Origin of the sequence: Nocardia puris (assembly GCF_003315035.1) — a bacterium.
Lineage (GTDB): Bacteria > Actinomycetota > Actinomycetes > Mycobacteriales > Mycobacteriaceae > Nocardia > Nocardia puris.
Genome location: NZ_QNRE01000016.1, coordinates 117,586 through 141,616, shown reverse-complemented (window position 1 = coordinate 141,616; position 24,031 = coordinate 117,586). Strand labels below are relative to the sequence as shown.

Here is a 24,031-nt window from a genome sequence, read left to right as displayed (position 1 = left end):
CGCGAGCCCGCGCGGCCTAGGCTGGCGGACATGGTGTCGATGAGTGAACTACTCGAATCCGTGCCGACGCAGCTGTGGATCGGTGGACCCGTCGAGGCGGACGGGGGCGCCACCTTCCCGGTGCGCAATCCCGCCGACGGCGAGGTGCTGGTCCACGTCGCCGACGCCGCTCCGGGCGACGCGGTGCGCGCGCTCGACGCGGCGGTCGCCGTGCAGGAGCAGTGGGCCGCCACGCCCGCGCGCGAACGCGGCGAGATCCTGCGCACCGTCTACGAGCGCATCACCGCGCGCGCCGAGGAGTTCGCGCTGCTGATGACCCTCGAGATGGGCAAGGCGCTGCCGGAGAGCCGCAACGAGGTGCGCTACGGCGCCGAGTTCTTCCGCTGGTTCAGCGAGGAGGCGGTGCGGGTACACGGGCGCTACCTGCACGCGCCCTCGGGGACCGGGCGGATCATGGTGCACAAGCAGCCGGTCGGTCCCTGTCTGGCCATCACGCCGTGGAACTTCCCGCTCGCCATGGGGACGCGCAAGATCGGTCCCGCGCTGGCGGCGGGCTGCACCATGATCGTGAAACCGGCCTCGGAAACGCCGCTCACGATGTTGCTGCTGGCGAAGCTGTGCTCGGAGGCCGGACTGCCCGACGGCGTGCTCTCCGTGATCACCACCAAACGGTCCAGTGCCGTCACCGCGCCGCTGCTCACCGATCCGCGTCTGCGCAAGCTCACCTTCACCGGCTCCACGGAGGTCGGCCGCAAGCTCGTGGAGCAGTCCGCCCACGGTTTGCTGCGCACCTCCATGGAGCTCGGCGGCAACGCGCCGTTCGTGGTGTTCGACGACGCCGACGTGGACGCGGCCGTGCAGGGCGCGATGCTGGCCAAGCTGCGCAACGGCGGCGAGGCGTGCACCGCGGCCAACCGTTTCCACGTGCAGAACGGCGTGCGGGAGGAGTTCACCGCGAAACTGGCCGAGGCCATGGCGGATTCGGTGGTGCTCGGCCCCGGCGCCGACCCGTCCACCACCCTCGGGCCGCTCATCAACGAGGACCAGCTCACCACCGTGAGCGAACTCGTCGACGACGCCGTGGCGGCGGGCGCGCAGGTGCGCCTCGGCGGCAAGGCACCCGGCGGACCGGGCTGGTTCTACCCGGCGACCCTGCTCACCGACGTGCCGCCGCAGGCCAGGATCCTGCGCGAGGAGGTATTCGGCCCGGTCGCGCCGATCGTCGGATTCGACACCGAGGAGCAGGGGCTGGCCGCCGCCAACGACACCGAATTCGGCCTGGTCGCCTACGTTTACACGCGCGATCTGGACCGGGCGCTGCGGGTGGCCGAGGGACTGGAGACGGGCATGGTCGGCGTGAATCGCGGGGTGATCTCCGACCCGGCCGCGCCGTTCGGCGGGGTCAAGGCCTCGGGCTTCGGCCGCGAGGGCGGCATCGAGGGCATCGAGGAATACCTCTCGACCAAGTACATCGCGCTGACCTGAGCGGGGCGCGCGCGAAATGGAAGGACCGCCCCGGGGGACTTCACCCGGGGCGGCCTGTGGGAGGCGGTGGACTCTCGGCCACCGCGAGGTTCGTTCAGCCGTGCGCCGGCTGGGAACACGAGGTCAGTGGCCGAGGCGACCGCGCCCCAAGCGCAACAGCAGCATGGCGAGGGTGTGACCCTCCTGGCCGAGCTCGCTGAAGCGCTCCAGCACCTTCATCTCGCGGCTGTGCACCAGCCGCGGCCCGCCCGACGCCATCCGGGTCCGGCCGATCAACCGGGAGATCTCGGTCCGGCGCTTGATGGCGGCCAGGATCTCGGCATCGAGCCGATCGATCTCCTTGCGGAGCTTGTCGATCTCCGCTTCGGTCTGCGGCAATGCCGCGTCGGACCCGGTAGTCGTGGCAGGGGTGCTCATATTCATCTCCTCGTGTCAGAACGTGGATCGGTTGTCACGCGTCACGCGTTACCGTCCGGTTCTTTCACCGTGAAACAGACCTGGTGGGCAATCCATAGTCCCCCCAGCAGCGTGCGGTCAGCTACGGAATCCGCGATACCGATATCCGGTTGGTAACCGGAGCGATCGTGTCGCGGCAACGCTGATCATGTGGCCAGTCTGCCACGCGTGCCAACCGAAGCAAAACACGAGTTTTTGTGAATCTGCTGAGAACGGGTCGGGCGGATTCGCGGCGCCGAACCGCTTCCGGGTGTTCACTGGAAGGTAGCCGGCGGGCCGCACCTGACCGGGGGCTTCAGGTGTGTCGGTGCCCGCCGGTAGCGTGGATGGGCAATGGACATCACGGTGGCTCCCCAGACGCAATCCCTGGCCGCGCGCGCTCAGCGCCGCGCCGACGAGGCCGCGCGCCGCGCCGAGCGGGACCGCGAGCAGACCGGCGAGGCCGAGCGCCTGCTCGACGGGCTCAACCCCCAGCAGCGGGCCGCGGTGATCCACACCGGCTCGCCGCTGTTGATCGTCGCGGGCGCGGGCTCGGGCAAGACCGCCGTGCTCACCCGCCGCATCGCCTACCTGCTGGCCGCCCGCGGCGTCACGCCCGGTCAGATCCTGGCCATCACGTTCACCAACAAGGCCGCCGCCGAGATGCGCGAACGCGTCATCGGCCTGGTCGGGCCACGCGCGAACACCATGTGGGTGTCCACGTTCCATTCCAGCTGCGTGCGCATCCTGCGCATGCAGGCGGCGCTGCTGCCGGGAATGAATTCCAATTTCTCCATCTACGACGCCGACGATTCGCGCAGGCTGCTCACCATGATCAGCCGCGACTTCGACATCGACACCAAGAAATACTCGGCGCGGCTGCTGGCGACGGCCCTCTCGAATCTGAAGAACGAACTGATCGGTCCGGAACAGGCGGCCGCCGACGCGGAATCCGACGAATCCGAACTGCCCGCCCTGGTGGCCCGGGTCTACGCCGAATATCAGCGCCGGTTGCGCGCCGCGAACGCGCTCGATTTCGACGACCTGATCGGCGAGACCGTCGCGCTGCTGCAGAACCACCCGCAGGTCGCCGAGTACTACCGGCGCCGGTTCCGGCACGTGCTGGTCGACGAGTACCAGGACACCAACCACGCGCAGTACGTCCTGGTGCGCGAACTGGTCGGCCATCACACCGCCCGTCCCGACGCCGACGCCTCCGGTGCCGACGACGCCGACGCGGGCGCGGCCGCCGCCCTGGGCGAGGATGAAGACGCCCCCGCCGACGCGCCCCGCGTGCCGCCGAGCGAACTGTGCGTGGTGGGCGACGCCGACCAGTCCATCTACGCCTTCCGCGGCGCGACCATCCGCAATATCGAGGAGTTCGAGCGCGATTTCCCCGACGCGGAGACCATCCTGCTCGAACAGAACTACCGCTCCACCCAGCACATCCTCTCCGCCGCCAACGCGGTCATCTCCCGCAACGAGGGCAGGCGCGAGAAGCGGCTGTGGACCGACTCCGGCGACGGCGATCTGATCGTCGGGTACGTGGCCGACAACGAGCACGACGAGGCCTCGTTCGTGGCGCGCGAGATCGACCGGCTGGTCGACACCGGCGACGCCAACTACGGCGATGTCGCGGTGTTCTACCGGACGAACAACAACTCCCGCGCGCTGGAGGAGATCTTCATCCGCATGGGGCTGCCCTACAAGGTGGTCGGCGGCGTGCGGTTCTACGAGCGCAAGGAGGTGCGCGACATCGTCGCCTACCTGCGCGTGCTGGAGAACCCCGACGACGCGGTGAGCCTGCGCCGCATCCTCAACACCCCGCGCCGCGGTATCGGCGACCGCGCCGAGGCGTGCGTCGCGGTGCACGCCGAACAGCGCGAGATCGGGTTCGCCGCCGCGCTGCGCGACGCCGCCGACGGGAAGGTGGCGCTGCTCAACACCCGCGCGCAGCGGGCCATCGCCGGCTTCCTCGACCTGCTGGAGGAGATCAGGGCGGCGGGCGAGCGCGCCGACACCGACTTCCCCGATGTGGGCAACGTGGTGGAGGCCGTGCTCGACCGCACCGGCTACCGCGCCGAACTGGAGGGCTCCGACGACCCTCAAGACGGCGCGCGGCTCGACAACCTCAACGAATTGGTCAGCGTCGCACGGGAATTCAGCTCCGAGGCGTACAACAACGCGGTCGCCGCGCGGGAGGAGGGCATCCTGCCCGAACTCGCCGACGGCGAGCCGGAGCCCGGTTCGCTGGCCGCGTTCCTGGAGCGGGTGTCGCTGGTGGCCGACACCGACCAGATCCCGGACGAGGGGTCGGGCGTGGTCACGATGATGACGCTGCACACCGCGAAGGGCCTCGAATTCCCCGTGGTGTTCGTGACCGGCTGGGAGGACGGGCAGTTCCCGCACATGCGGGCGCTGGGCGACCCCACCGAACTGGCGGAGGAGCGGCGCCTGGCCTACGTGGGCATCACCCGGGCCAGGCAGCGGCTCTACCTGACGCGCGCGGTGGTGCGGTCCGGGTGGGGGCAGCCGGTGTCGAATCCCGAATCCCGGTTCCTGCAGGAGATTCCCGGGCACCTGATGGACTGGCGCAGGCTGGAACCCTCGCCCGCCACGCGCGGCATCCGCCGCCGCGGCGAGGACGACGGGCTGGAGCGCGACTGGACGCGCGGCGACGGCTGGGCCGAGCAGCGGCCCGGTGTGCGCGATCGCGGCCCGCGCCGCCCCGCGCCGGGCGGGGCCAAGCGCAATAACACCGATCTGGTGCTGGCAGTGGGCGACAGGGTGAGCGACGACAAGTACGGCCTGGGCCGGGTGATCTCCGCCGACGGGTTCGGCCCGCTGGCCACGGTCACCATCGACTTCGGCACGGCGGGCAAGATCCGGCTGATTCCGCAGTACAGCCGGACCTTGGTCAAGCTCTGACGCAAGGGCCGTAGGTCCCTGCCGCACACCGTGGGCAGGCGGTAGCGTCCAGCGCGTGGACAGGCTCGCTCAGCATCTCGTGTGGTTCCTCCCCATGGTGTGGCTCGGCATGGTCCTGGCCATCTCGTTCCTGGAGGCGCCGCTGAAGTTCCGCGCGCCGGGAATCACCCTGCCGCTCGGCCTCGGCATCGGCCGCCTGGTGTTCCGCGCGCTGAACACCGTCGAGGTCGTGCTCGCCGTGGTGCTCGTCGCCGCCGGCCTGATCCTCGGCCTCCCCGCTGCCACCTGGGTGTGGTTGCTGGTGGCCGTGGGCCTCCTCGCCGCCCAGATCCTGCTCGTCCGCCCGGTCCTCACCCGCCGCTCCGACCGCGTCCTGGCCGGCGAAGACCTACCCCGCTCCCACGCCCACTTCTGGTACATCGGGTTGGAAGTGGGGAAAGTGGTGGCGCTGATCGGGCTGGCGGTCGCCGCCGCGCCGTGAGGGGTGGGGCTGTCGCTGGCCGAGCCATAGTGGCGCGCTGCTGTGCATTGATGTCGCGGGCGCGGCCTGGCGCCGTCGTGCGCTGAGGTCCGCGGTGAGCCGAACTTCGCCGCGCTGGATCGCCGCGAGGAGGCCCGGGTATCTCGGCGCACTGCCCGGCCCGGAGTCCGGACCGCTGCTGGCGCGCTACGACTCGCTGCCACCGATCCCGAGGCCCGGTTCGCCTCGCTACGGTGCTCGGTCCAGCTACGTGGGTCGGTTCGGGCAAGGTCTCGATGGCCGGCCGCGATTGGGGACGGCTGCGAACTGTAGTTCTGTTCTCGCTTCGCTCGGAAGATGTTGTCGGGCGGGGTGAATGGAGTGGTTGCGTTGGGGCCGCGCGTTGGCGCGTCTCCGTGCGCCGGAGAGCGATCGGCGGCGCTGTCCGTGTCTCCGCTCGGAATCGTCCGGGGTCTGCGGCCGAGCTTGTTGTGCCGTGGCGCCGTCAGCGGTGGGGGAGTAGGTCGGTGAGGGCCGAATCCAAATCTGGGTAGCGGAATTCGAAGCCGGCTTCGCGCAGGACCGTGGAGGTGGCGTGGCGGCCGGTGAGGCCGAGGGCCGGGTCGCTGCGGAGGAGGACGGCGCCGAGGGCCAGGAGGAGTGCGGGGGTCGGGGGTGCCGGTGGGCGGTGGAGGTGGCGGCGCAGGGCGGCCATCAGGTCGCGGTTGCGGACCGGGAAATCGGTGGCGGCCACCAGGATTCCGCTCGGGAGGGTCAGCGCCGGGTCCAGGCCGAGGGCGGCGCGGACGACGGCGAGCCAGTCCTCGACGTGAATCCAGCTGAACCACTGGTCGCCGGGCCCCACGCGGCCGCCCAGCCCGGCCTTGGTGAGCTGGCACAGCCGCCGCAGCGCGGGCGCGTGCGGGTCCAGCACGATGGACGTGCGCAGGATCGTGAGGTGATCGGTGTTCGCGCCCTCGACGGCGCGCTCCCACGGCTCGGCCACACCGGTCATCTGCGGCAGCCCGGTGGGCAGCGGAGTCGTTTCGGTGCACCGGGTTTCGCCCGCGTCCGACCAGATCGCGGTGGTGCTCGCCTGGATCCACCGGTCCACCGGCGCGGGCAGCGACGCGGCGGCCGCGACCAGGGCACGTGTGGGATCCACACGGCTGCGGCGCAATTCGGCGATATTGCGCTCGGTCGGGCGGCAGTCCACCAGCTTGCCCGCCAGATTCACGATCGCGGTGGGGCCCGGATTCTCCAGGGCGGCAACCCATTTCCCGACGGTGAGGCCGTCCCATTCGGCCTGGTCGAACGGCAGGCCCGGATCGCGCCGACGGGTCAGGATCACCACCCGCTGCCCACGGCAGACCAGGTCGGCGGCGAGTTGGCGGCCCAGCGCACCGCTGCCGCCCGCTATGACGGTGGTGAGCGCTCCCGCGGCGGGCGCGATGCCGGCGAGCAGCGCCAAGCGGGCGAAGCAGACGCGGGGTTCGTGTTCGAGCAGCCGCGCCACGATGGCGCGGGCGGCGGGCGCGGACGGCCCGGTGAAGCTCAGCTCCTGGGTGAGCTGGGTGCCGCCGTCGACGGGCTCGATCCGCCAGGTGAGGCGCATGCGACCGGCGGGTTCGGGCTGTTCGAGGGTGAGTTCGCGCTCGGGGGTGAGGGCGGCGATCGTGAAGGGCGGCGCGGTGCGCCCGTGCAGCGCGCCGACGAACCGCCCGCGCGGCAGATAGTCGCCTTCCGCGCCGACCGCGAGCGGGCCGCGCAGGCGCACGGAAGCGACGGCGGGATTCCATTCCGGCCATCGCGCGGGATCGCCCACCACCCGCCAGACGATTTCCGGTGGCAGCGCGAGGAATTGGGTGTACGTCGTTGTACCGGCCATATCGGCGACGCTAATGCGCGAATCCGAGCACGGGAAGCGTGCCGTTCCTCACGCGGGTGCGCGTGGTCACACCGGGGACCAGGCGCACGTGCCGGGCGCAGATCAGCACACCGGATCGAGCGTGCGGGCGATCCGACGCGGGGGCCGACCACGTTCACGTGCTGCGCGCGTGGTGGCCTCTTCTCTGGCCGAACATCGCAACGCGCAAGGCTGTCCACCGCGTCGATCAGCACCCGCACGGGTACCGACCACGATGCCGCATCGTCGGTCCGATGGTGCCACCGATGGCCACGACGTAGCGCGGAAAGGGTCCACGGCTACTGGTCGGCTGGTGCGACGTCGTAATCGTCACCAGCGGCGAAACGCCTCTCGTCGCGACGGGCGGCCGCTTCCCGCTGTGCCGACCTGACGCTGTGCGCTATGCACGTTGTTGATCACGGCCGCCTGTGCCGAACAGGGGACTCCGCGACGGGGTGGGAGCCGATGAGCTGTACACCGGACCGGTCGGCAGTCCGCGACCGCGGTGGGCGGATTCCAGGGCGCGACATTCGGCGAGGATGCGCGGCCGCCCACCCGGTGGATCGAGCCGGGCACGGCCGTCCGCACCCCGGTGCATAACCGAACACGGCGCCCGACCGGTGACCTGAGGCCGAGTGATCGCGTGGATTCAGTCGCGCATCTGGCCGAGGCTGATGCCGCGGGTGGCCAGCCACGGCACCGGGTCGACCTTGTCGACGCCGTTGAGCCAGACCTCGAAGTGCACGTGCGGGCCGGTGGAGAAGCCGCGGTTGCCCATGGTGGCGATCTGGTCGCCGGCCAGCACCCGCTCGCCCTGCGACACCGTGGCGGTGTCGATGTGGCCGTAGATGGTGACGGTGCCGTCGTCGTGCAGGATCCGCACCCACATTCCGAAGCCGGCCGCCGGGCCCGCCTCGATGACGGTGCCGTCGGCGACGGCGTAGATCGGGGTGCCGATGGGGCCCGCGACGTCGATGCCGAGGTGCTGCACACCCCAGCGCGCGCCGAAACCGGAGGTGAAGTTGCCCGCGGCGAACCTGGCGAACAGCGGGCGCAGCTTGGCGGCCTCGGCGGCGGCCAGCTCCTCGGCGTACTTGCGGCCCTTCTCCAGGATCTCGTTGAACTCACCGAGATTGGACGGGGCCGTGACGTTGAGCATCTGCGGCGAGTCGGGGGAGGCGGCGGCGGCCGGGTCGGCCAGGCTGATCGACTGCGCGGCGATCTCGTGGACCTGCCCCGCGGCCTCGTAGTCGATGGTGTGCGACGGCTCGTCGGTGGAGGCGCTGGCGGCTTGTCCGGCGGCGACCACCGCGCCCGCGGCGACGGCGACGACCGCGGCGCGGCCCTTCAGCGCGGTCGGCGGAGCGGGCACCCGGTGCGCGCCACCGCGGCGGCGCGAGGTGCGTGCGGGAATGACGGTGGGGGTCGGGCGCTCGTCGCCGGCCTCGGTCCACGCGCTGTCGGAGTCCCATTCGCGCTCGGCCTCGGGGGCCCATTCGCCCTGCGCGTCCGGGGCCCATTCGCCCTGGGACTCGGGGGCCCAGCTGCCCTGAGATTCGGGAGTCCATTCGCCCTGTGGCGCGGACCAGTCGCGGCCGGATTCGTCACGGCCGTGCTGCCAGGCGTCGTCCTCGGCGGGCGTCCACGCGTTGTCGGCGTCGGGGGACCAGCGTCCCTCGGACGCGGGGGCGGGCGTCCACGCCTCGTCGGCGTCGGGGGTCCAGGAGTTCCGCGCGGTGTTCCAGGCGCCGCCGTCGGACCACGAGTCCTGGCGGTTCCATTCGGCGTCGGCCTGCCAGGCGGCGGCCGGGGCCTCGGCGTCGCGGTGCGTGCCCGCGTATCCGGCGGGCGCGGCAGTGCCGTAGCGATGGTTGGACGACGGGAACGAGCGTCTGTTCGGCTCGGCGTGGGCGAACGGCTCGTCGTCGTCGCGGTAGCGATGTCCGGAGCGCGCGCGGCCACCGGCGGCCAGGGTGGAGCGAGGATTCATCGGCGGAGCCACATCGTGAAACGGGTGGAGGCGCCGAGAGCTCGGCAGGGCGGCGATATCGGCGAGGTCACGGGCATGATTCGAGATCGGCTCACCAACTGCGGTGCGCTGTGGTGCGTCAAGGTTTGCCGTCCTCCTCAGCATTGGAACAACGGAGTCGTGACCTAGTTGTGACATCGACCGCAATGACGGTAACGAAACGATTGCAGGGTCCGCAAGCGCTGCGGCCGATCTGTCCAAACATGTGAGATTCATCACGGTAACGCCACGGAATAACTCACTGTTTTCGGGGCACGCGAGTGAGGTCTCGCGACGACGGAATGTAGTAGATCGCCCCTTCTCGGGTTCTACCTGGCACGGCGTCCGTGCCTACTCATCAGTAGCCTTGGCCAGCGGTTTTTCGGGACCTCGGTAACTGGTCGTGACCTGCGCCACTTACGATGAACGTGGCCGTTTGGCCCTCCATGTGACTGGTTAGAGTCCGACCCGACCCGCTCCGACGTCGGGCCGCCAACAAAGACGTTGTCATCACAACGCAGACGAGACGGTGAGTACATGGATCTCTTCGAATATCAGGCGAAGGAGCTCTTCGTTAAGCACGGAGTGCCTTCGTCCGAGGGTCGAGTCACGGACACGGCCGACGACGCCCGCGCCATCGCCGAGGAAATCGGCAAGCCGGTGATGATCAAGTCCCAGGTGAAGGTCGGCGGCCGCGGCAAGGCCGGTGGCGTGAAGTACGCCGCCACCCCGGAGGACGCGTTCACGCACGCGTCGAACATTCTCGGCCTGGACATCAAGGGCCACATCACCAAGAAGATCCTGGTCGCCGAGGCCAAGGACATCGCCGAGGAGTACTACATCTCCTTCCTGCTCGATCGCGCCAACCGCACCTACCTGGCCATGTGCTCGGTCGAGGGCGGCATGGAGATCGAGGAAGTGGCCGCGACCAAGCCGGACCGGCTGGCCAAGGTCCCCGTCGACGCCGTCAAAGGCGTCGACCTCGCCTTCGCCCGCTCCATCGCCGAGCAGGGCCACCTGCCCGCCGAGGTGCTCGACGCCGCGGCCGTGACCATCCAGAAGCTGTGGGAGGTCTTCGTCGCCGAGGACGCCACCCTGGTCGAGGTCAACCCGCTGGTGCGCACCCCCTCCGACGAGATCCTGGCCCTCGACGGCAAGGTCACCCTGGACGAGAACGCCGACTTCCGCCACCCGGACCACGCGGAGTTCGCCGACAAGGACGCGACCGACCCGCTGGAGCTCAAGGCCAAGGAGAACGACCTCAACTACGTCAAGCTCGACGGCGAGGTCGGCATCATCGGCAACGGCGCCGGTCTGGTCATGTCGACCCTGGACGTGGTCGCCTACGCCGGGGAGAACCACGGCGGCGTCAAGCCCGCCAACTTCCTCGACATCGGTGGCGGCGCCTCGGCCGAGGTGATGGCGGCCGGGCTCGACGTCATCCTGAACGACGCGCAGGTCAAGAGCGTCTTCGTGAACGTCTTCGGTGGCATCACCGCGTGCGACGCCGTGGCCAACGGCATCGTGAAGGCGCTGGAGATCCTCGGTTCCGAGGCCAACAAGCCGCTGGTCGTCCGCCTGGACGGCAACAAGGTCGAAGAGGGTCGCCAGATCCTCGTCGATGCCGCGCACCCGCTGGTGACGCTGGCGCAGACAATGGACGAAGGCGCCGACAAGGCCGCCGAACTGGCTGCCGCCCGCTGACGACGGCCGAGTAAGGACAAAGAGAATGTCTATCTTCCTGAACAAGGACTCCAAGGTCATCGTCCAGGGCATCACCGGCGGCGAGGGCACCAAGCACACCGCGCTGATGCTGAAGGCGGGCACCCAGATCGTCGGCGGTGTGAACGCGCGCAAGGCGGGCACCACCGTCGCGCACACCGACAAGGCGGGCAACGCCGTCGAGCTGCCGGTGTACGGCACCGTCGCCGAGGCCATCAAGGAGACCGGCGCGGACGTGTCCATCGCGTTCGTCCCGCCGAAGTTCGCCAAGGACGCCATCATCGAGGCCATCGACGCGGAGATCCCGCTGCTGGTGGTCATCACCGAGGGCATCCCGGTGCAGGACACCGCCTACGCGTGGGCCTACAACCTGGAGAAGGGCAGCAAGACCCGCATCATCGGCCCGAACTGCCCCGGCATCATCACCCCGGGCGAGTCGCTGGTGGGCATCACCCCGGCCAACATCACCGGCAAGGGCCCGATCGGCCTGGTGTCCAAGTCCGGCACGCTGACCTACCAGATGATGTACGAGCTGCGTGATTTCGGCTTCTCGACCTCCATCGGCATCGGCGGCGACCCGGTCATCGGCACCACCCACATCGACGCCATCGAGGCGTTCGAGAAGGACCCCGAGACCCAGCTCATCGTCATGATCGGCGAGATCGGCGGCGACGCCGAGGAGCGGGCCGCGGCCTACATCAAGGCCAACGTCACCAAGCCGGTGGTCGGCTACGTCGCGGGCTTCACCGCCCCCGAGGGCAAGACCATGGGCCACGCGGGCGCCATCGTCTCCGGTTCGTCGGGCACCGCCCAGGCGAAGAAGGACGCGCTCGAGGCCGCGGGCGTCAAGGTCGGCAAGACGCCGTCCGAGACCGCCGCGCTGGCCCGCGAGATCCTGGAGAAGGCGAGCGTCAGCGCCTGACCCGCACGCTGCGCACCGGTGGCCGTCTTCCGCTCGCATCGCGGAAGGCGGCCACCGGTTTTCGCGGCCCGCGCGCGACTCGTGGCCGTACGCCCAGTTCGTTGAGGGTGACCTCGGCGGGCTCGTGCAGTAGCGTCAGGAGCGATCCAGCCGAAGTACAACGACTCGACGTAGGAGACGACGACATGTCATACCCGACCGGGGGCTCCGGGTACAACACACCCGCGACGCCCTCCACACCGGCCAGCCCCGCTTCGACGGCCGGCGGTGGTACCGGCGCGAGCGCTTCCGGTTCCGATGCCAAGGGCCTGCCGTTCTTGCTGGTGGTCGGTGTCGCCGCGCTCGGCGCGATCAATTTCCTGCTCGGTTTCCTGCCGTTCGCGGTGATGGAGGCGTCGAGCGGGGGCATCACCGTCACCGGTGACAGCAATAACGGCTTCGTGGTGATCCCGCCCGCGCTGGCGCTGCTGCTGCTCGGCGGTCTGCTCGCGGGCCTGTCCGTGCTGCCCAAGCAGGAGTGGAAGGGCGCCGCCGCCGCGGCTTCGGTGGCCGGCTTCCTCACCCTGCTCTTCCAGACCTTCACGCTGCCCGAGGGTTACAAGACCGAGTTCGGCGCGTGGGTGCTGATCGTGCTCGCACTCGTGCAGGCCGCGGTCGCGGTGGTCGCGGTGCTGTTCGACGCGGGCATCATCTCCGCGCCCGCCCCGAAGCCGGCCGGCGCGCCGCAGCAGCAGGGCGGCTACCCGGGCCAGCAGGGCCAGGGCTTCGGCCAGCAGGGTTACGGCCAGGGCGGCTACGGCCAGCAGAGCCAGCCGGGTCAGTCCTTCGGTCAGCAGCCGGGCCAGTCCTTCGGGCAGCAGAGCTACGGCCAGCAGAGCCAGCCCAGCCAGCCGACCTACGGTCAGCCGGGCCAGTCCTACGGCCAGCAGAGCCAGCCGAGTCAGCCCACCTACGGCCAGCAGGCCGGCCAGTCCTACGGGCAGCAGTCCTACGGCCAGCAGCCCGCGGGTTACGGTGCGCCGCAGCAGGCTTCGCCCTACGGCGCGGCCCCGGCGCAGCAGCCCGACGCCGCCACCCAGCACTTCGGCGGCGCGCAGGCCGGTCAGCAGCAGTCCTACGGCCAGCAGGGCTACGGCCAGCAGGCCCAGCCGAACCAGCCGTTCGGCGGCGAGAAGCCGGCCGACCCGGCCTCGGACGCGACGCAGGCGTTCCGCCCGTCGGAGGACAACAAGTAAGTCCATGCGGGTCCCACGCGAGCACCTACCCGGCCAGGGTGGGTGCTCGCGGCGCGCCTGCCCCTCGTCACTCGGGAAGGGTGCCACGCTGAGTTGCCATGAACCCACCCCGGAACACTCTCGTCCGCTGGACCGGGAATCGCACCGGATCGGTGCCCGCCGTGCGTAGCGAACCGCGGGCCGAGGCGGGCGAACCGGGATTCGGCGCGCTCACCCCGGAGCGCGCGCGGGTGCTGCTGCTGGTCGCGGCGCGGCCCGCGACGTTCGCGCTGACGCTGATCATCGCGCTGGTGCTGATCACCTTGCTCGCCTCGGGCAGCGGGATGGCGGGCGCGTCGGGGGCGATGGCCGCGAGCTGGCTGGCCGCGCACCAGGTTCCGCTGGTGATCGGCAAGACCACGCTGGGCCTGTTGCCGTTGCTGCCCACCGCGCTGCTGCTGTGGCTCGCGTTCCGCGAATGCGCCCACGCGGTTCGGGCGGACAGTACGCGCGCCGACATCGGCTGGGTCGTCGGCGCGGCGGTCGGCGGCCCGCTGGTGGTGACGGCGGTGTGCTCGGCCGTGGCCGAGGACGCCTCGGCGGTGGTGGCGCTGCAACCGCCGAACACCCTGGTGGCCTTCGCCTGGGTCGGCGGTCTGCATCTGCTCGCGGCCGGCGCCGGGATCGCGACCACCATGCGCGGGCGGCTGCTCGCGCTCGCGCCGGTGCCCGACTGGGCACTCGCGGGCGCGGTGGGCGCGTGGCGCACGATGCTGCGGCTGCTCGCGTGCGCGGCGGCCGTGACGGTGGTGTCGCTGCTCGCGCACTGGTCGGTGATCGGCGAGACCTACGACGGCGCGGGGAACGCGTGGGGCGTCATCGGATTGACGCTGTTGTCGCTGGCGTACCTGCCGAACGTGGTGGTGGGCTCGCTCGGCGTGCTGATGGGCGCGACGGTCGGGTTCGGTGACGCGTCGGTGGGCCTGTTCTCCGTTGTCGGGGGCCCGGTGCCCGCGCTGCCGGTGGTCGCCGCGGTGCCGACCGGGCCCGCCGCCGTCTGGTGGGCCGCGCTGCTGGTGATTCCCGCGGCGGTGGGCGTGCTCGGCGGTGTGGACGCCGCCCGCACCTCCGACGACCGCATCACCGCGCCGTGGGCGACGCTGACCTCGGCCGGGATCGCGACCGTGGTGCTGGTGCTGCTCGCCGCACTGGCCGGTGGCGAGCTGGGTGAGTTCGGCCGGGTGGGCGTGCACCTGCCGATCTTCGCGGTGGCGTGCGTCGGCTGGCTGGCCGTCGCGGGGTACGTGGGCCTGGTCTGTGCCCGGTGGTTCCTCGTCCCGGCCGGGACGGCGTATATGGGCGCGGGCGACTACGACGACGATCGCTACGCCGGAGACCGGTACGACGACGAGCACTACGGCTACGACGACTACGACGATCACTACGCGGACGACGATTACGACGACGTCCGCGCGCACGATGACCACTACGACGACGACCTCCGCGCGGACGACGACCACCACAACTACGACGACCGCTACGACGAGGACGACGCCCTCGACGCCGAACTGGTCGACGATGAACCCGCCGTCACCGCGTCACCACCCCGCGCGCAGGAAGCCGACATCGTCGACGCCGAGGTGGTCGAATCCGATCAGGAGCCCGACCCCGCCCCCGGCCGTCGCTGACGCCGCCGCCACCACCGGCCGGAAGTGCCCGCACCCCCACCGACTAGGCTTTGACGTCGGCGGCCTTCGTTTCCGCCACCCGCCACCCGATACGCAGGGAGTAGAGCGCTGACGTCTCCGCACGCCCAGTGGGTGCCCGCCGCGGCGCCCGCCACCGTCGTCGTCCTCGCCTCGGGCACCGGGTCGCTGTTGCGCGCCCTGCTGGAGGCGGCGAGCGCGCCCGGCTATCCCGCGAAGATCGTCGCCGTCGGCGTCGACCGCACCTGCGCGGCCATCGAGCACGCCGAGGCGGCGGGGGTCCCGCACTTCCTGGTGCGGCTGAAGGACTTCCCCGACCGCGCGGCCTGGGATGTCGCGCTCGCCGACGCGGTCGCCGCGCACGAGCCCGACCTGGTGGTCTCGGCGGGGTTCATGAAACTGCTCGGCCCGGTCTTCCTGGAGCGCTTCGGCGGCCGGATCATCAACACCCACCCCGCGCTGCTGCCGTCCTTCCCCGGCGCGCACGGCGTGCGCGACGCGCTCGCCTACGGGGTGCGAGTCACCGGCTCGACGGTGCATCTGGTGGACGCGGGCATCGACACCGGGCCGATCCTGGCGCAGGAGCCGGTCGCGGTGCTGCCCGGCGACGACGAGGCCACCCTGCACGAGCGCATCAAGGTTGTCGAGCGACGGTTGCTGGCGGAGGTCGTCGCCGCCGTCGCGACGCGAGGCATTGTCTCCGACGGACGAAAGGCAGTAATTCCAGATGAGCGGGTACGCCAGTGAGTGAGCGCAGCCAAGATCGCAAGGCGATCCGCAGGGCGCTGGTGAGCGTGTACGACAAGACCGGGCTCGTGGAGCTCGCGACCGGGCTGCACGCGGCGGGCGTCGAACTGGTGTCGACCGGTTCCACCGCGGGCCGCATCGCCGACGCGGGCATCCCGGTGACCAAGGTCGAGGATCTGACCGGTTTCCCGGAGACCCTGGACGGCCGGGTCAAGACCCTGCACCCCCGCGTGCACGCGGGCATCCTGGCCGACACCCGCAAGCAGGAGCATCTCGACCAGCTGACCGAGCTGGGCGTGGAGGCGTTCCAGCTGGTGGTCGTGAACCTGTACCCGTTCACCCAGACGGTCGCCAGTGGCGCGACCCCCGACGAGTGCGTCGAGCAGATCGATATCGGCGGCCCGTCGATGGTGCGCGCGGCCGCGAAGAACCATCCGTCGGTCGCGGTGGTCGTGGACAGCGGCGACTACGAATCGGTGCTGGCCGCGGTGACCGCGGGCGGCTTCACCCTTGCCGAGCGGACGGCGTTGGCGGCCAAGGCTTTCCAGCACACCGCGAGCTACGACGTCGCGGTGGCGAGCTGGATGACGAGTGTGCTCGCGCCCGGTGTGGCCGACGAGCCCGCCGAGACCCCGTTCCCGGCGTGGGTGGGCGGCGCCTGGGAGCGCGCCGCGGTGCTGCGCTACGGCGAGAACCCGCACCAGGCGGCGGCGCTCTACACCGCCGACGAGGGCGGCGCGGGCCTGGCGCAGGCGCGGCAACTGCACGGCAAAGAGATGTCGTACAACAACTACACCGACGCCGACGCCGCCTGGCGCGCCGCCTTCGACCACGACGCGCCCGCGGTCGCGATCATCAAGCACGCCAACCCGTGCGGTATCGCGATCGGCGCCGATATCGCCGAGGCGCACCGCAAGGCGCACGCCTGCGATCCGGTGAGCGCGTTCGGCGGCGTGATCGCGGCCAACCGCGAGGTGACCCTCGCGATGGCCGAGCAGGTCGCCGAGATCTTCACCGAGGTGATCGTCGCGCCGTCCTACGCCGACGGCGCGGTGGAGGTGTTGCAGCGCAAGAAGAACGTGCGCATCCTCGTCGCCGAGCCGCCGCGGCGGGCCGGGGTGGAGCTGCGCCCGATCAGCGGTGGCGTGCTGTTGCAGCAGCGCGACATCCTCGACGCCGAGGGTGACGATCCGGCGAACTGGACGCTGGTGGCGGGCGAGCCCGCCGATGCGGCGACGCTGGCCGATCTCGGCTTCGCGTGGCGCGCCTGCCGCGCCGTGAAGTCCAACGCCATCCTGCTGGCCACCGACGGCGCGTCGGTCGGCGTCGGCATGGGCCAGGTGAACCGGGTGGACGCGGTGCAGCTGGCCGTGCGGCGCGCGGGTGACCGGGCCAAGGGGTCGGTCGCGGCCTCCGACGCGTTCTTCCCGTTCCCGGACGGTCCGCAGCAGTTGATCCAGGCCGGTGTGCGCGCCATCGTGCAGCCGGGTGGTTCGGTGCGCGACCAGGAGACCATCGACCTGGCCAAGGAGGCCGGGGTCACGCTGTACCTCACGGGGTCGCGGCACTTCGCGCACTGAGCGAGGTTTCTGCGGCGAGGGCGGACGCGATAGGCGTTCGCCCTCGCTGTCTTTGGTCACATGTCCGAGAGAACTTCCCGATCGGCATCCGCTATATCGCGCGGTAGCAATGCATTTCGAGGATTCGCTCTGCTATCACCGATCCGGACATACGTGACGCAACGCCCATTCGGATACTTCCATAGGGCAGAATGTACGCATGCGTATCGTAGTCGCCGGATCATCGGGACATCTGGGTCAGCATCTCGTCTCCACCCTGCGGGCCGACGGTCACGAGGTGGTCCGCCTGGTACGCCGCGCGGCCGCCGCGCCCGACGAGATCACCTGGGACCCTTACGGTTCGGAGTTCGACAGTGCGATCGTCGCCGGTGCGGGCGCGGTGATCAACCTGTGCGGCGCGCCGGTCGCGGGCAAGCGGTGGACCCCCGAGTACAAGCAGGAGATCCGCGACAGCCGCATCAAGCCCACCGAGGTGCTGGCCCGCGCGGTGGCCGACGCCAAAGTGCCGGTGCTGCTGAACGCCTCGGCGGCGGGCTGGTACGGCGATACCGGTGATGCCGACGTCGACGAGTTCGCCCCGCACGGCCCCGATTTCCTCGCCACCATGTGCCGGGACGCGGAGGCCGCGACGGCCGCCGCGTCCGCCGGTGGGGTGCGCGTGGTGCTGCTGCGTACGTCCAATGTGCTGGCCTGGGATTCGATGATCGTGACGGGTCTGCGTCCGCTGTTCAAGCTCGGGCTCGGCGGCAAGTTCGGCCACGGCCGCCAGTACGTGCCGTGGATCTCGCTGCGGGACTGGCTGTCGGCCGTGCGCTGGCTGCTCACCTTCTCGGTGTCGGGCCCGGTCAACCTGGTGGCGCCGCAGGCGGTGACCAACAAGGAGTTCACCTCGGCCTTCGCCCGCGCGCTGCGCCGCCCAGCCCTGCTCACCCTGCCCGGCGGCGTGCTGAAGCTGGTCGGCGGCGAGGCGGGCGCCGAACTGCTGCACGGCCACAAGATGGTGCCGAAGGTACTGGTGAGCAACGGTTTCGAGTTCGCCGACCCCACCCTGGAACAGGCGATGGCCTACACCGTCGGCCGCGGTTAGCCCTCGGTCGCGCTGAGTACGGCCCGGTCGCCGAGCGGCCTGTCCAGCGGGATCTCCAGCGTGGCGAACACGGCGATCATCACGCACATCTTGCCGACGGCGTCGGCGCGGGTGCCCGAGCGCAGCGCCACCGTGACCGCCTCGTCGGTCTCGGTGGTGGTCGCATCGATGCCGAAACACTCCGGCGCCCCCATCTGGAAGTTGACGGCGATCCGGTCGTCGGCCACGCGCGCCCACGTGGTGAACGGAATCGGGCGCGGATCGACGATCGTGGGGTCGGGGGTGACCGGGTCGCCGAGCGGTGCCTGCACCTCGCTCGGCGCGGCGGGCGAGGTGGACTCCGCGCTCGTCGCCGGATCCGGTTGCGCGGCATCGTCATCGGTGCCGCCGCCGCACCCCGAGGCGGCGAGGCCGAGCAACAGCGCGGTGAGAGCGGTGGCGAGACGGCGACGCGGCATCGGGTTCATAGGGACCACCCTAGCCTCGCGGGCGCACGCGTATTCTGCCCGCTCCCAAGGCCCGATGGGGCTCGCGGGTGTTTGACATTGCCCACACAGTGAACTTTCCGCGAACCGTGCGCGTAATCCTCCCCAACCCGGCGTCCGGACTGTAGATTCGCCCTCGATGCGCGCCGGTGGGACATGGGCGAGCATCGGATTCGAATGCTGTGCAGGAAACTTCGAAAGGAACAACGTGGGCGACACGCTGCGCGTAGGCGAAGAACTCGGTCTCGGCCAGTCCCTGACCGGCGGTGCGTACACCCTGACCCTGCAGCCGGACGGCAACCTCGTGTTGTCGGAGCCGGACGGCACGGTCGTCTGGGCCACCCAGACCCACGATCAGGGTGTCGAGCGCGCCGCCCTGCAGTCGGACGGCAACTTCGTCCTCTACAAGGGCGAGGGCGCCGCCTGGTCCACCGAGACCAACGGCAAGAGCGTGGACCGCCTGGTCGTGCAGGCGGACCGCAACGTGGTGCTGTACGGCACCGACGGCAGCGCGGCGTGGTCCTCGGGGACCCACACCGACAACCCGCTGCCCGCGCCGGAGCCGGTCGCGGCCGCCCCGGTCGCCGAGGAGGTGCCCCCGCCTCCGCCGCCGGCGCCCGAGGTGCGCACCTACACCGTCGAGCCGGGTGACACCCTGTGGGCCATCGCCGAGCGCTTCTACGGCGACGGCAACCGCTACCAGGAGATCGCGAACGCCTCCGGCATCGCGAACCCCGATCTGATCAACCCCGGTCAGGTACTGACCATCCCGTAAGTCGCGTCGCGCACGCCTACGGAAATGACGTGGGACCCCGGATCTTTCGCTCGGGGTCCCACGTCCGCGTAATACAACTGGTTCGTGTCAGTAGCGCATGGCATAGGAAAGCTTGCGCCACAACGATTTCTTGCGCTGGGCGGCCTTGAACCGATCGTCGTCCTCCAGCACCGCCGTGGCCTGCGTGACGCGGCGCTTGGCCTCCGCGATGGCCTCGTCGACCGGCATCACGGTCTCCAGGTCGAACAGTTCGATGATCCGCGAAACCCGTTCGTGCACGGTGCCGCCCACCACCTCGTAGGGCAGGCCGATGTCCTTGACCACCTCCAGCAGGGTGTCGTCGGACAGCATGCGGAACGGTTCGGACACCGGCCGGTGCCCGTCCTGCTTCATCTCGAACTCGACCGGCAGGTGCACGTAGGCGTCGTAGAGCCGCGCGGCGCGCTCCTTGACGATGTCGCCGATGATGTCGGTGTACTCCATCAGCGGTTTCTTGCGGCCGATGCCCGCCGCCTTCTTCACGGTGCGCAGCAGCAGGCCCGCGCCGGGGTTGATGCCCACCGCCATCCGGGCCGTGCCGTACACCCACTCGTGCACCACCGAACCGTCGGAAATGAAGGAGTCGTCGCGGGATTCGTTGTGCACCCGCTCCTCGAAGCGGCGCAGGCCCAGCTGCAGCAGCTCGATCGAGTTCAGCTCCATCACGGTCTTGCCCGGCGCCAGGTCGATGAGCAGTTCGCGGGAGGTGAGCGCGTGGGTGCGCGGGATGCCGGTGGCGATCGACAAGGTCTCGGTCGTCGTGCTCTTGCCGACGCCGTAGGTGCCCGAGATGGCCAGTTTGAGGCTGTCGCGCCGCTGTCCGCCGACTAGGTACACGGTCGTTCTCCGATCTCAGGGTTTCTCGTCACGCAGCACTTCCCAGCCGCGTTCGCGCGCAAGGGTTTCCAGCGCGGGATCGACGGGGACGACGACCGGGTGCCCGACCGCCGCCAGCACGGGCGCATCGCTGATGTGGTCGCCGAAGGCGTGGTCGCCGGCGAAGTCGTGCCCGCCGGAACCGGCCGCGAACGCCTCCACCTCGGCGCGCTTGGCGGCGCCGATGAGGGACTTGACGACCACACCGGTGTAGACGCCGTCGCGTTCCTCCAGTTCGGTGCACAGCGTTGCCGCGCACCGTAATTCGCGCTCGATGGGGCGCAGGCAGGCGCGGAACGATCCGGACACGAGCACCGTCTCCACGCCCTCGGCGCGCAGCGCGCGCAGACGCCGCACGACGGGCTCGCGATAGAGGTGGTGCGCGCGGATGCCCTCGTGCCAGTCCTCGGCGGCCTCGGCCACCTCGCGGACCGGAACACCCGCCCAGAGCAGGTAATAGCTCTTGTTCAGGGTCTCCCGGTCCGCGCCGGAGGCGGCCAGGCCCTGCATGCGTTCGGCGTGTTCGGCCAGCACGTCCTCGCGCCCGGCCGCGGTGAAGAAGTGCCGGGCGAAGTGGTGCAGCGTGCTGACGCGCAGCAGCGTGTGGTCCACGTCGGTGAACGCGAAGCGGGGCCCGGTCGCCGCCACGTTCAGCTCACCTTCGCCGGTTCGGCGTCGTCGGTGGGCACGCCGGGCGTGGCCAGGGCGGCCTCGTCGAGATCGCCCTTGCGCATGGTGACGAAGGCGATCACGCCCGAGATCGCGGCCAGCACGCCGACCAGGACCATGGCGCTCTCCAGTCCGCTGACGAACGCGGATTCCGCGGCGGCGCGGACCTGTTCGGCCACGCCCTCGGGCACCGCGCCCGCGGCCACGCCGGGACCGCCCGCCGAGACGGCGGCGCCGACCTCACCCGCGCTGTCACCGAGCTGAGCGGCGATCTCGGAGTCGGCGAAGTTGTCCTCCACCCGGCCCTGGAAGAACGCGCCCACCGCGGCGATGCCGATGGCCAGGCCGGCCTGCTGGAACGTCTCGTTCACGCCCGAGGCCATGCCCGCCTTGTCGGGGGTGGTGACCGCGATGGAGAACGCGGCGCGCGGCGGATTGAACACGCCCATGCCGAGGCCGATGAGGATCATCGCCGGAATCAGCGCGGTCCAGGCCGAATCCACCTCGATGAACAGCACCGCGAACAGGCCCGCCGCGATGAGCAGCTGCGAGGCGCCGACCAGGATGGAGGGCGCCAGCTTGGCGACCATGCTGCCCGCGATGGCGGCGGCCACGAACAGCAGCAGCGTCAGCGGCAGGAAGCGCACGCCGGTGGCGAACGCCTCGAAGCCGAGCATGTTCTGCATGTAGGCGATGAGCAGGAACAGCGCGGGCATCACCGACAGCGCGCACAGCGCCGTCACCACGGACAGGCCGTTGAAGGTGCGGTTGCGGAACAGCGTCAGGTCGAACATGGCCCGGCCGGGACGCGAGATCTGCAACCAGGCGAACACCGCGAGCAGCACCACCGAGAGCACGAAGCTGCCGACGATCTGCGCGCTGCCCCAGCCCTCGCTGTGCCCGCCCATGAATCCGTACACCAGGAAGAACAGGGCCAGCGAGAACGTGACCATGCCCGACCAGTCCACCGGAGGCGGTGTGTCCGCGCGGGATTCGCGCATCTTCAGGAAGCCGATGACGATGGCCGCGATGGTGACCGGGACGTTGATCAGGAAGATCCAGCGCCAGCCGAGGGTTTCGGTGAGGCCGCCGCCGATCAGCGGGCCGAACGCGATGGCCAGGCCGACCACGGCGCCGAACACGCCGAACGCCACACCGCGGTCCTTGCCGCGGAATTCGTGGCCGAGCAGCGCGGGGCCGACGGCGAACAGGATCGCTCCGCCCAGGCCCTGCACCAGGCGCGCGATGATCAGCACCGTGTCGTTCGGCGCGATACCGCAGGCCAGCGAGGCCAGGACGAAGACGACCAAGCCCACGTCGAAGACCCGCTTGCGGCCGAGGCGGTCGGCCAGCGAGCCCGCGGCCAGCAGCACGGCGGCCAGGCCGAGGGCGTAGGCGTCCAGGATCCATTGGAGCGCCGAGAAACTCGAATCGAAGTCGGCGCGGATATCGGGTAGCGCGACGTTGACCACGGTCAGGTCGAGCATCAGCATGAAGGTCGCGAGCGCGACCACGACCAGCGTCCAGATCGCGCTGTCGGATCGCGTGGCGTCGGATGGCTTGTCGAGCGAGGTCGGGCCTGGTGTGCCCATGGGATTCCCCTCAGAGTCCGTATGCGGCGGCGGTTTTCAAGCGGCTCGCAGCGCTGCGGAGACCGCGTCGGGCACCGGCATCAGCTGCGGTAGCTGATACATCCCGGCCACCCGGGTGACGATTTCTTCGATCGACCCCCCGATCACTAGATACGGAACCGTCCCTTCGTGCAGGGTGTCGAGCAGCATTCGGTCGATGGTCTTGCGGAACCGGTCATCCCCGTCGATGGCCGATCCGGAGTCCATCCGCAGATGGACGAACCCGTCGTAGGTCACGTCGGCCCGCCGCTTCACGATCCCGGCATGGGCCATCAGATACCGCTTCTCGAAGATCCGGTACGGCAGATCGCGCGGATCCAGCAGCCAGTGCCGCATCCGGCGCGTGCGCCGCAGCGCCTCGGCCGCCACCCACTCCTCGAGCACCGAACCGTCGGAGACGAAGCCGGCGGTCAGCCTGGCCTCGGAATCGACGCGCTGCTCGAAGCCGCGCACCGCGGCGTCCACCGTCGGGGTCAGCCGCCGGTCGGTCGTCGGGGTGATCAGGGGGGCGGAGACCGCCGCGTAGTCCAGGCCGGTGGCCAGCGCGAGCGCGGTGCAGACGGTGGTCTTTCCCGTACGAGGCGCGCCGGTCACGGCCAGTCGTAGCGCGGGTACATCCTTCATCGGGGCGTCCTTGTATCGCGGGTGTCGCATTCGCCGTGTATCCCCTTGCGAGCGTGGGGGATACACATTCGAGAATGCGGTATCACCGGGTTCATCGAAAATCTAGTAATCAGGTGATAACTTGTCAATATGACGGCGACCAGGTTGAGTGCGGCGCAGCGTCGCGAGCTGATTCTCCAGGCGGCGGGCCGCGCGTTCTCGCGCGGTGGATACGCGGGCACCAGCACCGATGTCGTCGCGCACGAAGCCGGGGTCTCGCAGCCGTATGTGGTGCGCATGTTCGGCACCAAAGCCGATCTGTTCCAAGAGGTTTTCGATCGCGCCGCCTGCGCGTTGCTCACCGCCTTCGCCGAGGAACTCGCCGATCCCGCGGTGGCCGCGTCGCCGGAGGTCTGGGAACGGCTCGGCGCGGTGTACAACGATCTGGTGGAGGACCGCGACGTCCTCGTCGTGCTGCTCCAGGGCTTCAGCGCGGCGGCCGGGCATCCGCAGATCGCCGCCGCCGCACGGACCTTCGTGTCGTCGCTGTTCACGTTGGTGGTCGAGCGCACCGGCTGCACCCCGCAGCGAGCCAGGGAGTTCATCGCCAACGGCATGCTGCTCAACGCACTGCTGGCCATGAACGCCACCGGCCACGCCGACGGCGACCCGGCGCTGGCCGCGCTCGCCGCCTGCGCGCTGGGCCAGGACTGCGAGTTCGACGCGGGCACCGGGTCGCCGTCGCGGTGAGGC

19 protein-coding genes and 1 pseudogene are annotated in these 24,031 nt (G+C 70.3%); 12 read left to right on the top strand and 8 right to left on the bottom strand.

The window, feature by feature from the left end:
* Positions 1–30 precede the first annotated feature (30 nt).
* Positions 31–1,485: an NAD-dependent succinate-semialdehyde dehydrogenase gene (locus DFR74_RS29840; protein WP_195124691.1), complete on the top strand. Its 1,455-nt coding sequence runs from the start codon at positions 31–33 to the stop codon at positions 1,483–1,485.
* Between the two features lie 123 nt (positions 1,486–1,608).
* On the opposite strand, the gene DFR74_RS29835 is transcribed toward DFR74_RS29840, so the two are convergent.
* Positions 1,609–1,908 carry a chorismate mutase gene (locus tag DFR74_RS29835; protein WP_067513367.1) on the bottom strand — a complete coding sequence of 100 codons (300 nt, stop codon included), beginning with the start codon at positions 1,906–1,908 and terminating at the stop codon, positions 1,609–1,611.
* 366 nt (positions 1,909–2,274) lie between these two features.
* Here DFR74_RS29835 and pcrA point away from each other — a divergent pair, with 366 nt between their 5' ends.
* On the top strand, positions 2,275–4,848 hold the full coding sequence (gene pcrA / locus DFR74_RS29830; protein WP_067513369.1) for a DNA helicase PcrA: 2,574 nt from the start codon (positions 2,275–2,277) through the stop codon (positions 4,846–4,848).
* Positions 4,849–4,903: 55 nt separating this feature from the next.
* The gene (locus DFR74_RS29825; protein WP_195124693.1) at positions 4,904–5,329 is read left to right on the top strand and encodes a hypothetical protein; all 426 of its coding nucleotides are present in this window, start codon (positions 4,904–4,906) and stop codon (positions 5,327–5,329) included.
* 484 nt (positions 5,330–5,813) lie between these two features.
* Here DFR74_RS29825 and DFR74_RS29820 read toward each other — a convergent pair whose 3' ends face one another.
* Both DFR74_RS29820 and DFR74_RS38230 read right to left on the bottom strand, forming a co-directional pair.
* Positions 5,814–7,196 (bottom strand): DUF1731 domain-containing protein, encoded by a 1,383-nt coding sequence (locus DFR74_RS29820; RefSeq protein WP_084538094.1) that lies wholly within the window; start codon positions 7,194–7,196, stop codon positions 5,814–5,816.
* Positions 7,197–7,863: 667 nt separating this feature from the next.
* Positions 7,864–8,655, bottom strand: a pseudogene (locus DFR74_RS38230) (M23 family metallopeptidase); the annotation flags it as partial.
* Between the two features lie 1,104 nt (positions 8,656–9,759).
* Between DFR74_RS38230 and sucC the strand changes: the two are divergent.
* The 7 genes from sucC (at position 9,760) to DFR74_RS29780 (ending at position 18,200) form a co-directional block, all read left to right on the top strand.
* Positions 9,760–10,926, top strand: coding sequence for an ADP-forming succinate--CoA ligase subunit beta (gene sucC / locus DFR74_RS29810; protein ID WP_067510708.1), 1,167 nt, complete (start codon positions 9,760–9,762; stop codon positions 10,924–10,926).
* 25 nt (positions 10,927–10,951) lie between these two features.
* On the top strand, positions 10,952–11,866 hold the full coding sequence (sucD, locus tag DFR74_RS29805) for a succinate--CoA ligase subunit alpha (protein ID WP_067510709.1): 915 nt from the start codon (positions 10,952–10,954) through the stop codon (positions 11,864–11,866).
* 185 nt (positions 11,867–12,051) lie between these two features.
* Positions 12,052–13,101, top strand: a complete 1,050-nt coding sequence (locus tag DFR74_RS29800) for a DUF5336 domain-containing protein (protein ID WP_067510710.1) — start codon at positions 12,052–12,054, stop codon at positions 13,099–13,101.
* Positions 13,102–13,199: 98 nt separating this feature from the next.
* Positions 13,200–14,768 carry a cell division protein PerM gene (locus DFR74_RS36790; protein WP_067510711.1) on the top strand — a complete coding sequence of 523 codons (1,569 nt, stop codon included), beginning with the start codon at positions 13,200–13,202 and terminating at the stop codon, positions 14,766–14,768.
* 132 nt (positions 14,769–14,900) lie between these two features.
* Complete coding sequence (purN, locus tag DFR74_RS29790; protein WP_067510712.1) at positions 14,901–15,533, top strand: phosphoribosylglycinamide formyltransferase; 633 nt, start codon at positions 14,901–14,903, stop codon at positions 15,531–15,533.
* Positions 15,530–17,113 carry a bifunctional phosphoribosylaminoimidazolecarboxamide formyltransferase/IMP cyclohydrolase gene (gene purH / locus DFR74_RS29785; protein ID WP_067510713.1) on the top strand — a complete coding sequence of 528 codons (1,584 nt, stop codon included), beginning with the start codon at positions 15,530–15,532 and terminating at the stop codon, positions 17,111–17,113. The genes purN and purH overlap by 4 nt, the downstream gene beginning before the upstream one ends.
* Before the next feature lie 199 nt (positions 17,114–17,312).
* A complete protein-coding gene (locus DFR74_RS29780; RefSeq protein ID WP_067510714.1) occupies positions 17,313–18,200 on the top strand; it encodes a TIGR01777 family oxidoreductase in 888 nt (295 codons plus the stop codon).
* Here DFR74_RS29780 and DFR74_RS29775 read toward each other — a convergent pair.
* Positions 18,197–18,667 carry a hypothetical protein gene (locus tag DFR74_RS29775; RefSeq protein ID WP_228815559.1) on the bottom strand — a complete coding sequence of 157 codons (471 nt, stop codon included), beginning with the start codon at positions 18,665–18,667 and terminating at the stop codon, positions 18,197–18,199. The two genes, DFR74_RS29780 and DFR74_RS29775, sit on opposite strands and share 4 nt — an antisense overlap.
* Positions 18,668–18,893: 226 nt before the next feature.
* Between DFR74_RS29775 and DFR74_RS29770 the strand changes: the two genes are divergently transcribed.
* Complete coding sequence (locus tag DFR74_RS29770) at positions 18,894–19,460, top strand: LysM peptidoglycan-binding domain-containing protein (protein WP_067510715.1); 567 nt, start codon at positions 18,894–18,896, stop codon at positions 19,458–19,460.
* Positions 19,461–19,547: 87 nt separating this feature from the next.
* Here DFR74_RS29770 and DFR74_RS29765 read toward each other — a convergent pair whose 3' ends face one another.
* The 4 genes from DFR74_RS29765 to DFR74_RS29750 are packed head-to-tail and all read right to left on the bottom strand — an operon-like array spanning position 19,548 to position 23,299.
* Positions 19,548–20,336 carry an AAA family ATPase gene (locus DFR74_RS29765; protein ID WP_067510716.1) on the bottom strand — a complete coding sequence of 263 codons (789 nt, stop codon included), beginning with the start codon at positions 20,334–20,336 and terminating at the stop codon, positions 19,548–19,550.
* Positions 20,337–20,351: 15 nt separating this feature from the next.
* On the bottom strand, positions 20,352–21,023 hold the full coding sequence (locus tag DFR74_RS29760; protein WP_170160821.1) for an HAD family hydrolase: 672 nt from the start codon (positions 21,021–21,023) through the stop codon (positions 20,352–20,354).
* 2 nt (positions 21,024–21,025) lie between these two features.
* Positions 21,026–22,636 carry an MFS transporter gene (locus tag DFR74_RS29755; RefSeq protein ID WP_084537804.1) on the bottom strand — a complete coding sequence of 537 codons (1,611 nt, stop codon included), beginning with the start codon at positions 22,634–22,636 and terminating at the stop codon, positions 21,026–21,028.
* Positions 22,637–22,672: 36 nt separating this feature from the next.
* On the bottom strand, positions 22,673–23,299 hold the full coding sequence (locus DFR74_RS29750) for an AAA family ATPase (protein WP_228789019.1): 627 nt from the start codon (positions 23,297–23,299) through the stop codon (positions 22,673–22,675).
* Positions 23,300–23,428: 129 nt separating this feature from the next.
* On the opposite strand from DFR74_RS29750, the gene DFR74_RS29745 reads away from it, so the two are divergent.
* Positions 23,429–24,028, top strand: a complete 600-nt coding sequence (locus DFR74_RS29745; protein WP_067510719.1) for a TetR/AcrR family transcriptional regulator — start codon at positions 23,429–23,431, stop codon at positions 24,026–24,028.
* Positions 24,029–24,031: the final 3 nt, after the last annotated feature.

What these genes read in the sequence shown, in the direction of transcription:
- DFR74_RS29745 (WP_067510719.1), top strand. Translation starts at nt 23,429, where the DNA reads ATGACGGCGACCAGGTTGAGTGCGGCGCAGCGTCGCGAGCTGATTCTC.
- DFR74_RS29820 (WP_084538094.1), bottom strand. Translation starts at nt 7,196, where the DNA reads ATGGCCGGTACAACGACGTACACCCAATTCCTCGCGCTGCCACCGGAA.
- DFR74_RS29840 (WP_195124691.1), top strand. Translation starts at nt 31, where the DNA reads ATGGTGTCGATGAGTGAACTACTCGAATCCGTGCCGACGCAGCTGTGG.
- DFR74_RS29755 (WP_084537804.1), bottom strand. Translation starts at nt 22,636, where the DNA reads ATGGGCACACCAGGCCCGACCTCGCTCGACAAGCCATCCGACGCCACG.
- pcrA (WP_067513369.1), top strand. Translation starts at nt 2,275, where the DNA reads ATGGACATCACGGTGGCTCCCCAGACGCAATCCCTGGCCGCGCGCGCT.
- sucC (WP_067510708.1), top strand. Translation starts at nt 9,760, where the DNA reads ATGGATCTCTTCGAATATCAGGCGAAGGAGCTCTTCGTTAAGCACGGA.
- DFR74_RS29835 (WP_067513367.1), bottom strand. Translation starts at nt 1,908, where the DNA reads ATGAATATGAGCACCCCTGCCACGACTACCGGGTCCGACGCGGCATTG.
- sucD (WP_067510709.1), top strand. Translation starts at nt 10,952, where the DNA reads ATGTCTATCTTCCTGAACAAGGACTCCAAGGTCATCGTCCAGGGCATC.
- DFR74_RS36790 (WP_067510711.1), top strand. Translation starts at nt 13,200, where the DNA reads ATGAACCCACCCCGGAACACTCTCGTCCGCTGGACCGGGAATCGCACC.
- DFR74_RS29800 (WP_067510710.1), top strand. Translation starts at nt 12,052, where the DNA reads ATGTCATACCCGACCGGGGGCTCCGGGTACAACACACCCGCGACGCCC.
- DFR74_RS29775 (WP_228815559.1), bottom strand. Translation starts at nt 18,667, where the DNA reads ATGAACCCGATGCCGCGTCGCCGTCTCGCCACCGCTCTCACCGCGCTG.
- DFR74_RS29780 (WP_067510714.1), top strand. Translation starts at nt 17,313, where the DNA reads ATGCGTATCGTAGTCGCCGGATCATCGGGACATCTGGGTCAGCATCTC.
- DFR74_RS29750 (WP_228789019.1), bottom strand. Translation starts at nt 23,299, where the DNA reads ATGAAGGATGTACCCGCGCTACGACTGGCCGTGACCGGCGCGCCTCGT.